The sequence below is a fragment of the Vibrio navarrensis genome (assembly GCF_015767675.1).
GTDB lineage: Bacteria > Pseudomonadota > Gammaproteobacteria > Enterobacterales > Vibrionaceae > Vibrio.
Genome location: NZ_CP065217.1, coordinates 2,056,173 through 2,067,079, shown reverse-complemented (window position 1 = coordinate 2,067,079; position 10,907 = coordinate 2,056,173). Strand labels below are relative to the sequence as shown.

Below are 10,907 nucleotides of genomic sequence, written 5' to 3'. Positions count from 1 at the left end.
GAACGTTGATCGCGCCTTACTGGAAAGTAAGGCGTTTTTGTTTCTGTCTGAGGATGGATTTGTTGCTTTGCAGCCATTCGATGGTGACAAAGTGTGTGTGCTGTTTGCGTACTCGTTTACTCAAGGCGCGACCGCAAAGTATCAACCTGAAATTGAAGTGCTCAGTAGGAAAATTGGCGCGAAGTCGATTGTTTTTCATACCGCACTGAATGGCGCGTTTACCAAGCTCGTGCAAAAGCTTGGCTACCGGAAAATCGCGCAGCAAAAACATGTTAGTACCTGGCAAAAGGAGCTCGACTGATGGGTGGTGGTGGCAAGAATGAAGTGAAAGAAACAGCCGCAGAGATTGCGGCTTCACAAGTAGCGCTGGAAGAGTGGAAGCTCTACGACAAGGAACTCAAGCCGTTTGAAGACAAATTCATGCAGCGCGTCGATAGTATCAATTCCGATGCGAATATGGCCGAAGTCAAAAACGCGGCTGATTTGAGTTACAACCGAGAATACAGCAAAGCGCGGACCGGAGTGACGAAAAACCTGCTTGCGTCCGGTGTGGACCCAAGCTCAGGCAAATTTAAGCAAACGCTCAGTAACTTATCGAGTGACCAGGCGGTCGCGCAAGGCGACACGGTGAATCGAGCTCAAGTGAACGAGCAAGATAAGTATGTGGTGGGTAAGCAAGATATCGTTGCGATTGGCTCAGGTCAAAAAGCCGAGGGGCTGGCGGGCATGGAAGACACGGCGCGGCTTTCGCTACAAAACGCGACAAATGATGCTTATGCGGATTTCAACCGCCGCAGTGCCAACGCGCAAGCGGTCGGGACGCTGGCGGGTGTGGGGGCCAGTATGTATATGAATAGAGCGCAGCCCAATACCGCGTTTTTCTCTGACCAATCTCGCGCAACGTCCTTAAAAGACAACCAGGTTTATAACCCACAAGCAATGACGTACAAAGGAGGCCGCTAATGCCAAGAGAAGGTGAAAGACCGTTTAGTAAGCCAGCGACCACTGAAACCCCACAAATTGTTGCGCCGGTTACGCCATTACCAGCGGGGACGCTAGGACCGATCTCTGCAAGTGGTTCGGCGGCGACCAATTACGCAAACATTACTCGTTCAATGTACCAAGACTGGTTAGAGCGTTTTTATCCGCATCAAAAGCAGCTTTTGGAGCAAACGCAAAACGGTGAATTGCTCACACAGCAGTTAGGACGAGTGGATGAAAACTTTGCCAGCGCACAGCAAAGCGCAACATTGGCCAATACCAACAAACTGGCGCGGTTTGGCGTTCAGGCTGATGCAAGCAGCAATGATCAAGCCAAGATGTCGCTCACGTCAGTCACAGCCAAAAACAGCTTGCGTGAGAACGAACAAGACAGAGCGTTGAGTGTGCTAAGTGGTGGCGCTCGCGGCAAATTGTCACAAATGAATGTGGGGTAAACAATGAGTTACAGTTTATTGCAATTGGGTTCAGATACACGCCGCCGTGCTTTGTCGGGGCTGCAACAGTCAGCGGCGCGTGAAGAGCAGCGCGAACAAGCAAATGAAAACCTGAAACAAGCGGAACGGCAGCAAACCATGTCGGCGGTCGGTACTGGTGCGAGTATCGGCATGATGGCGTATGGTCCGGTGGGTGCAGCAGTGGGTGCAGCAGCGGGTTTTGTGATTGGGGAGTTATTCTAATGGCTTTAGATACACGCGGGTTTGTGGATGGTGCGCTGCAAGGCTTTCAAGTGGCCGAAGGGCACTATCAACGTAAGAAAGATAATGAGAGGCAAGACAGGCTTGATGAACGCGATGAGCAGCGTTATCAATATGAAAAAACAAGACTGTCTCAGTTGGATGAACAAGATAGAAAGCGCTACGAGTCAGAAGCTAAACGTGCCGATGCAGACCTGACGTTGCGGCAGATAGAAGCAAAGCAACGAGGGACGCTGCTTGACGCGCAAATCAGCACGCAAAAATCCAACAAAGAACTGCATGATTTTGAGCTTGGACAGAAGAAGAAATTGGCGTTCATGCAAGAGAATATGCCGGTCATTCAATCCAACCTGAAAGGTTTTATGGAAACTGGCCAGCTTGATCCGATCTTCGATCATGAATACCTCAAAGACAGTGCTTATGATCCCCGTCGATATACACCTCGCGTGATGCAAGCGGCGTTCGACATCGAGGCGACGATGCCAAAAGTGCTGGACGGCACAATTTCCTATCGTGATCCCGCGTTCACTAAGTCGCTTGGTGTCTTGCTTGAGCGCAATGTTAAACAAGGGATTGGCGATGTTGACCCTGAATCTGGGAAGAAAATTGCAAACAAAGAGTACTTACGTCATGACTTTATCGCCGACATCGACCCAAATCGAGAAGGGGACCAACCAGGCGTGGTGATTGGCTTGAAAGTGACCTACGAAGATGGTACGAGCCAAGTAGCGCCCGTGACCGAAGGGCGCAAGCCTGGCGCAAGCGAAGCCGCGAAAGTGATCCCGCTCGATGCGCTCATGAAGGACGTAACAGGGCAGCTTTCAATGGCCAAACAGTTCTTTACCAGTGAGCACTACGCTAACTTGTTTGCGGACAAAGGCGGGAAGAACGGCGATGAAGTAGGTAAACAGTGGCGCGAAGCGGTGACAGACCTTGAAAAAGACCGTACTAAAGCGATCAATGAATTGATGGACCCAACGCCAGAGCAGATTGAGGCGTTAAACGTTCGGTTCAATGAGCGCCGTACCGTGATTGATCAGATATACGGCAAGCTTGGCGTGGAATCCGGTGGAGCCAACAACCAAGCCATGAACGCTGCGAGCCAGTGGGCGGGTAATGATCCGCAAAAGCAGCAGTTTATTAATGAACTCAACCCAAAAGATATTGCAAATGTTCCGCCTGAGCAGTTGGAATCTGAGTTTCAGAGAGCTGTGAAAATGAGGGAAGTGGCTGTAAGAGAGCGGACCTATCAAACGCTTCTGGCAAAACTGAAGGATGAGACCAACTATGCTAAAGCCAAGCAAGAAGTAGAACAGGCAGGCCTAACGCCCGATCAGCAACGCAGTATTCTCGGGCAAATAAGCCAGAATCAATACGATGCGGCAACTCCGGATTTTATCAAAGAGATACCAGAGAAAGTAAGCCAAGGCCTAAGCGACCTTGCTGATGGCCTTAAGCCAATACAGCCACAAACTTTGCGCAATATTCCGAGGCCCTTCTGATGCAGTAATAGCATTCACCAAAAATCGGGGTATTATTTACCCATAGTGCCAAGCCTCACCCTTTCGGGTGGGGCTTTTTTTATACCCGGAGAAAACCATGCAAGATAAGCAGTTACTTGGACAAAACATGAATTCAAAAGCGACGGTGAATGCAAAAACCGACATGAGCCAAGAACCATTTTTGCCGGAAGGCTTCACGTTTAAACATTCGCCTGCGCCACTAAAAGATCTTGATGTTTCTGGGATGGATTATGTAAAAGCGGCAGGCAGCGGCGCTTTACGAAGCATTGCTGGGGTGGGTGAACTTGCTGAGAATTACTTGGGCGTGGGCGAAAGCTTGCGTGATGTAGCAACCACAGGTGCTGATTACCTACAAGAAAGCATGACTCCTGACGCCCAAGAAGCCATGAAGAGAGAGCTGTATACAGAAAATGGTAGCGGACCATTTGGGCTTGGGTTAGGAAATGGCGCAGGTGATATTGATGTTTGGGCGGTAAAAATAGCCAATGGAATTGGGTCATTGGCTGCGACTTTTGCTGGCGGCGGTGTCGCTGGGGCAGGAGCAAAAACGCTTTTACGCGGTACGATAACCAAGTCGATGATGAAAAAAGGGCTAACGGAAGAAGTTGCGCAGGCGGTGGCTGATAAAGCAATTCAACGGATCGCGAGCTCCGGAGCGGCTGGTGCTGGATTTGGTGCCTCACTTGGTGGCGCGAGTATGGATGCGCGTGACGCCGTGATGAATATGGATTCTGCTTGGCTCTACGAAAATTCTGATTTCTTTCGCGATGCACTAATGCGAGTTTCTGATCATCCAGAAAATCAAAACTTAAGCGCCACTCAGCTATTCGATTTAGCCAAAGAAGAAACCGCGAACCATGCAAGTTTGCAAATGAGCAGTGATCCAAAAGCGATTGCCGCAAGCGCAGCGAGCGCCTTGGGTGATAAGGTTCTCTTCAATGCAATCACCGGCACACTAGGCAAATCTATCACTGGCGGGGCACTTAAAGGAGCGGCAACGGAGGCAAGCACAGAAGCACTGGAGTCCGGCACACAAACTTATGCACAAAATCAAATTCTCAATGATGTCGCTGGCACAAATATAGACCCTTGGATCGGGGTGAAATCGGCGGCGGCAGAGGGAGGAACCATCGGCGCAATCGTTGGTGGCGTACCGGGTGCTATCGGTGGTTACCGAGGCAAGCACTCTGCAAACGAGAGCTCTGATTTGGCTCCTGAACAAATGCCTATCCCCGACGATCAAAGCGAAGTTGTTAACGAGTTTGCTTCTCAGTTGCGTGGAAGTTCATCTAACGAAGCCCAAAATAATGCTTCTGAAACTATACCAGAAGGTGCTACTCCAATCCCTGAAGAGATCGCCCCTGTGATGTCTGACTTAGGTGCGCAACTCCGTGGTGATGAAGATGCGCCAGTAAGCCAGCCGTTGTCTCAGGAACCATCGATACCACAACCAGAGTTAAAGGTTCCAAAACCCGATGATGGCAATCAAGTTCTAAACGCGCAAGAGACGGTAGCAAGTGAGCCTCAAGCTGATGGCATTACTGAACAGTTTAAAGCCATGATGTATGCCGCCGAGCAAGCCGATCACAATCGGAGCCAGCAGATCATTAAGGCCCTTAAAAACAAAAATACAACAACGACAGAAAAAATAGCGTTGCTTAAGGAATTTCGGGCATTGGCATCCAGTCAATCCCCAAATGAAATGAGCCAAGATATTCCTCAACCGGCATCTATTCAGCCTGAGCAGCAGTATGTGCCTGCTTCTATTGCAGACAAATATGGCTTACCTAGGGACTACATTCCTACAACAGAAGCTCAAGCAGTCAGAGAGCAGCAAGGTATCGCACTAAGAGACGATCTGGAAATGCAATCCGAACCGAGAGAAATGCAAAGGGTAGTACCTTCTGATGTTACGGATGCCGCTATTGATACTCGAGAACGATTGCTAGCAGAAGCACAAATTGAAGCCGAACATAACCGAATTAGGGAGCGTGATTTTGATTTGGCCAGAGAGCAAGACGAACAAAGTAGGAAGGTAACAAAAGACGATGTGAGAATTGAACCTCAAGGCGGTAAATCAGCATTTTCGAGTCGGCCTAATTCGATGAAGATGCGTGAGCAAGGAATCAAGCCAATACGGGATTTCGAAGGTATTCCACAAAAAACGAGTTCATTGACGAAAAGACTAAGGAAAAAGCTCCAACATGCTAAGGGGTTTGATACTGAAGCCGTTCTTGCCGAATTTCAAAATCATGAAAAGCGCATTATGGCCTATCGTGAGAAGGCTAGAGAGCGGGCTGAAAGAGAAGCGAATGATCCTGATAATATTCGCCGCCGAGAACAGGTGGAAAAATTATTCAAAACATACGTATCTGATGAGCAAGCTAGAAACTTCAATGAGAACGAGATAACTCAATCACTCAAAAGAATGAATACGCTTCTGAGCGACTCGTCCAAAGGCACAGTGTTAGAACTTGACGGAAACCCTGCGTCACTCCCTCAAGTTCAGCAAATTATGGAGAGTGAGTTAAGAGAAATATCTGAAGCACCTTTCGTCACTGAAGAAGATGAGGGCAATGTCGCAAAACCTACGCAGAAAATTGAAGACTTTGGCGAGGTGTTGCACGGCGCTAAAAAGCATCAATTGGGCTCGCTAGGGCAAGTGTTAGAGCAAGAGCAAAATGAACGAGACATCATTAGCCAACCACTCTCTAAAAGTTGGCCAAAGCCAGATGTTAAGAAACTGATTACAGAAGGGACTTCTGCAGAGACAGCAGCGGCATTAGCGATTGTTCGAAATCGTCTATCTAGCGCGAAACCACGAAAAGGTTACAAACTGGACCGCTGGGCAATGGCTATCAAATCTGGATTAAATTTATCTAGAATTCTTGCAAGAGGCGATATCGATTTATCTCAGTTGAAGCTACCTAGCAGCATGAGCGATGTTCCTGATCTTATGCGATTGGCGAAGAGTCTGGAACCAGAACAAGTTGAATTGCTAACAAATTATAGAGTTAGCTCTGGTCACTATTCTCTTGCGGGTGGACAGAGATTCGACCCGCCGAAAACTCTCTACCACGTCATTGATCTCAATACTAAGCGAACAATCTCTGAATACTTTGAAACCCAAGATCAGGCAGTTCAGCAAATCAAAACCATCATCGAGAGTGGAGTGACAGCAAATGCTACCTTGGGCAAACGAAAAGCAAATATTGATGTGTATCGTCGTCGTGTGCCTGGTAAAAACTCGGAGTACTTCATTGGACTATCTGCGGGTAAAGAAATTATTTCAATCAAGGACGGTTTTTCCGAAGGCAAAATAGCCCGTGAGTATCTGGTGGCTAATCGGACTGACTTAGAAAATCAGGTTATTGAAATACGGAAAAAATCTTCGAAAGAACAGCGAAACAAAAAGAATAGAGATCGAAGTGGGGTTGAACGAAGAAATGAGAACGTAACTCCTGAGAATTTCTCTGATACGTTTGGATTCCGAGGTGTTCAGTTTGGTAATTGGGTTGAAGGTTCAAGACGTCAAGCGGAACTCAATGATGCCTATGATTCACTCATTGATTTAGCTGAACTTATTAATATTCCTCCTCGAGCTATTTCCCTAAACGGTCAACTTGGCCTTGCATTCGGAGCTAGGGGGAGCGGAAAAGCCAAAGCACACTATGAGCCTGATCTTGTGGTCATTAATCTGACAAAAACACAAGGCGCAGGGTCATTGGCGCACGAATGGTTCCACGCGCTGGATAACTACTTTGGAAAGCAATCCGGAGTTCAGTACAGTGAATATGCTAGTGATGCACAGCACAAAACTGATATGAAGGGAGAGATTAGACCAGAAATGGCTGAAGCTTTTGCCGAGTTGCGATCTGCAGTTAGTGACACTGGCCTACGTGACCGTTCGCAAATTCTAGATCGCATGAAGAGCAAGCCATATTGGTCAACAATGGTAGAAATGATGGCAAGGTCATTTGAATCATATGTAATTGATAAAAATTCGGGCAAGAACATTACCAACGATTATTTGGCTAACATCATTTCTCAAGAAGAGTGGTACCAGAAATATGGCGACGATCCCGATTTAGAATATGCCTACCCAACAAAAGAAGAGTTGGAAAAAACCATAGCCCCAGCATTTGATAAGTTCTTTAAAACCATCAAGCACAAGCAGAACGGAAAAAACATCATTCTATATAGTCGGGAAAGTGTTTTATCGCATATCCCAGCTAAGGGGATGTCAGTAAAAGAGGCTACGCTTGCTGCCGATCAGTGGCTGAAAGAATACAAAGGTGGAGCAGGCGTTAGCATAGAGGTAGTGAAAACACAGGCAGAAGCTGAAGCTATGCTCGGCGTCAGTTTTGAAAACTCTATTGTTGGTGCACTTTACAGCGATGCAAAACGGCTCGCGGTTGTCGTTGCTGATAACATCGAAAGTCCAAAGGATTTGCGTCAAAAGCTTCGTCATGAAGTACTGGTGCACCACGGACTTCGCGCCGTGGTTGGCGATATGGAATACATGAAGATTATGGAGCGGATCGCCAGAGCCAAAGAATCGCCACATCTTAAAGAATTGTGGACGCACATAGAGGCTAACTACCAAGGCTTTAACGCTATTGATCAAGTCGAAGAGGTACTTGCGCATGCTGCAGAAATTGAAAGACCAGCAGTAAAGCGCTGGCTAGATCGTATTGCTGAAATGATAGCTCATGCGCTAAGGCGTGTCGGTCTGATGAAGCAAAGCGATATGACTAAGGCTGAGCTGTATAACATTGTACAAACGCTGAGCGACCGCATTAAATCGGTCAATCAGTGGAAAGATAGGACACGGCCGGAAGCAGCAAATTCAGAAACCAGACTTTCAAGAGTTCTATTTTCTCAAACGTTGACCCCTGAACTCGCTGAAAAACTTGGCCTTGGCCCAAAAAAATCTAAAGCTGAACTGGCGAAAGAATTCACCAAGGAACTGGTAGGCAAAAGCAAAGCAGAGTGGTTTGAACTCTTTCAAGAGAGAATGAAGCGCGTCAATACTGGCTGGTTTGATGGACTAGCCCCTATTAAGTACGCTGAAGATAAGGCGGGAATTACTAACGCGGAAGATAGTGGCTATGTAGCTGCGCGTTTAGCCGCGGGATCGTCATCGGTTATGCAAGCCGTGATGCTCTACGGGATCCCAGAATGGAAAGATGGCATTATTCAGAAACGAGACAATACCGGAGAGGCAGATAGTCTGCTCGGTATTTTTGATGAATTAGGCAAGGATTTGCACAATTGGCTTGCTTGGATGGCAGGTAATCGAGCGAAGCAGTTAAAAACACAGGGTAGGGAGAACCTTCTCAGTGAGGATGAAATCAATGAACTACTCCTGCTCAGTGAGGGTAAGCAAGAAGCGTTCAAGCGGGCGAAAGCAAAATACAATGCTATGAACAAGGCGTTGCTCGATTTAGCTCAAGATGCGGGATTGATTGATAAAGACAGCCGCAATGAATGGGAAAGTGAGTGGTACGTTCCTTTCTATCGACAAGATGATAAAGCCAATGAAAAAGGTCTGGATTCCGTTATCGGCCCATGGAAAGGGCGAGGGATTGCAAACCAAAGTGCCCAAATCAAAAAGCTCAAGGGTTCTGATAAGAACGTAAACGACATTCTGGAAAACATCTTCATTAACACAGGTAAGTTGGTTGATGCCTCAATGAAGAATATGGCAATGCAGAAAGTGGTTTATAACCTTGCTGACACCGATCTTATCGAAGTGGTACCGAAACCGAACTTGATGCAGTTTAAAGCGGCAGATGCTGTGCACGTAAAAGTAGAGGGAGAGGACTACTTGGTTAAAGTTGCAGATGCCGATCTTTTCAGAGCGATGACTCAAATCGACATGGAGAGGACCAATCATCCATTCATGAAGGTGGCTAGAGGTGCAAAAAGGTTGTTAACCGCAACAGTGACGGTATCACCTGATTTTATGCTCAGGAACTTCCTGCGAGACTCGCTATCCTCTTGGGCCATCAGCAAAGACGGCTTCACGCCAATTGTTGATTCGTTCAGAGGGGTAGGGAAGACCCTTAAAAAAGCGGATGGAACCTTAGATATGATGTTCTCTGGGGCTTCATTTCTCGGAGGCTATGTCAACGGTAATGACCCGCAGGCGATGGCAGACAGCGTAAGGAAAGCCCTAAAACGCAAAGGGTTGAGTGAGGCTGACATTCGCAAATACCAAAACTCGTTGATCACCGATAAATCTCAGTTGATGGGAGCGTTGAGCAAGGGTTGGGATAAATACATTGAGTTCGGAGAAGGACTTGAAAATGCGAGCCGTGAGGCCGTGTATGAAGCCGCAATAAAAGCAGGCAAAACAAAAGCTCAAGCGGTATTTGAAGCAAAAGACTTGATGGATTTCTCTTTGCATGGGAATAGCAAAGTCGCCATGTTCTTAGGAGATGTGCTGCCGTTTTTTAACGCGCGGTTGCAGGGCCTAGGCAAACTGGCCAGAGAGGCCAAAGCGAACCCAGTCCAGATTGCACAGCGCGGCGGTATGATTGCGGCAGCGTCCGTCGCTCTCGTACTTATCAATGGTAACGATGAGCGCTACCAAGAGCTGCCTGATTGGGACAAGGACATGAACTGGCATTTCTGGTTTGGTGATCAACATTGGCGCGTTCCCAAGCCGTTCGAAATTGGCGTGTTATTTGGCACTTTCCCTGAGCGCATAGTCAATGCAGCATTCTATGAAGATAGCATGGAAGATTTGCGCAATGCATTTGGTCGAAACCTAGTGAGCACATTCGCGCTTAACCCTGTTCCTCAGGTAGTAAACCCACTGGTGGAAGCATACTTTAATTATTCCATGTTCAGAGGTCAGCCCATTGAGAATATGGCTGATTTAAGCGTTATGCCTGAGGCGAGATATAACGAGCGGACGTCGATCACCATGCGCGAGATTGGTGAGCTTACCGGAATGTCACCGAAAAAACTGGAACACATTTTCAATGGATATTTAGGAACGGTAGGTAGCTACGCTTTATGGATGAGTGATTATGTAGCGAGACAGATGGGTGATTACGGTGCAAAACCTGCCCTAAAAGCTCAAGATTTGCTCGTGATTAAATCCGTTTATCAAGGAAGTGATCGTGCTCGCTCAACAAAGTATCTCGATGATATGTATAAGATGATGCGAGAAGCAGAAGCGTTGTATCGGACGGTGAACGAGTACAGAAAGGACGGCAGCTTTGAGCGGGCTAGGGAATTGATGGAAGATCGAGGGAAAATTCTCAATGCAAGGAAGCCACTGAAGGAAACTCAAAAGCAGGTTAGGCAGCTAAATAGCCAAATCGATCTCATTATGCGTTCAAAAGAACTGACTGCAGAAGAAAAGCGAAAGCGTATCGATCGTAAAATTGAGCAGAGAAACGCCATCGTTGCAGCGACGGTTAAGAGAGTAAATCCTTATTTTGATTGAATTGAGAACAATCAATTGGTGTTGAGTTTGACCTTGATGTGTAGGATTGCTTTGACTAATGAGCAATCCTAACATTGTAGAAACTGTTACTCGATCTCACACATCCGCTAGTTAGTCGCGACTAGAACGAGCTTTATGCCTGCTAGCACAGTGATTAACAATCGGACAAAAGTTTCTTAGACACTTTACTTTATTTCGTAACTATCGAATTACTATAATTAATTG

At 47.0% G+C, this 10,907-nt stretch carries 6 protein-coding genes; all 6 read left to right on the top strand.

Features of this window, described 5'->3' with window-relative positions:
• The first annotated feature begins 37 nt into the window (after positions 1 to 37).
• The 6 genes from I3X05_RS09900 to I3X05_RS09875 all read left to right on the top strand — a co-directional run bounded on the left by I3X05_RS09900 (position 38) and on the right by I3X05_RS09875 (position 10,682).
• Entirely contained in the window at positions 38 to 301 is a 264-nt protein-coding gene (locus I3X05_RS09900) for a hypothetical protein (RefSeq protein WP_337970672.1), read from the top strand.
• Positions 301 to 963, top strand: a complete 663-nt coding sequence (locus tag I3X05_RS09895) for a hypothetical protein (protein ID WP_337970671.1) — start codon at positions 301 to 303, stop codon at positions 961 to 963. The genes I3X05_RS09900 and I3X05_RS09895 overlap by 1 nt, the downstream gene beginning before the upstream one ends.
• A 152-nt stretch (positions 964 to 1,115) precedes the next feature.
• Positions 1,116 to 1,436: a hypothetical protein gene (locus tag I3X05_RS09890; protein WP_337971188.1), complete on the top strand. Its 321-nt coding sequence runs from the start codon at positions 1,116 to 1,118 to the stop codon at positions 1,434 to 1,436.
• Between the two features lie 3 nt (positions 1,437 to 1,439).
• Positions 1,440 to 1,679 (top strand): bacteriocin, encoded by a 240-nt coding sequence (locus I3X05_RS09885; RefSeq protein ID WP_172565589.1) that lies wholly within the window; start codon positions 1,440 to 1,442, stop codon positions 1,677 to 1,679.
• Positions 1,679 to 3,199 (top strand): ATPase, encoded by a 1,521-nt coding sequence (locus I3X05_RS09880; protein WP_337970670.1) that lies wholly within the window; start codon positions 1,679 to 1,681, stop codon positions 3,197 to 3,199. Before I3X05_RS09885 ends, I3X05_RS09880 begins: the two co-directional genes overlap by 1 nt.
• Before the next feature lie 97 nt (positions 3,200 to 3,296).
• Positions 3,297 to 10,682, top strand: a complete 7,386-nt coding sequence (locus I3X05_RS09875; protein ID WP_337970669.1) for an LPD38 domain-containing protein — start codon at positions 3,297 to 3,299, stop codon at positions 10,680 to 10,682.
• Positions 10,683 to 10,907 lie beyond the last annotated feature (225 nt).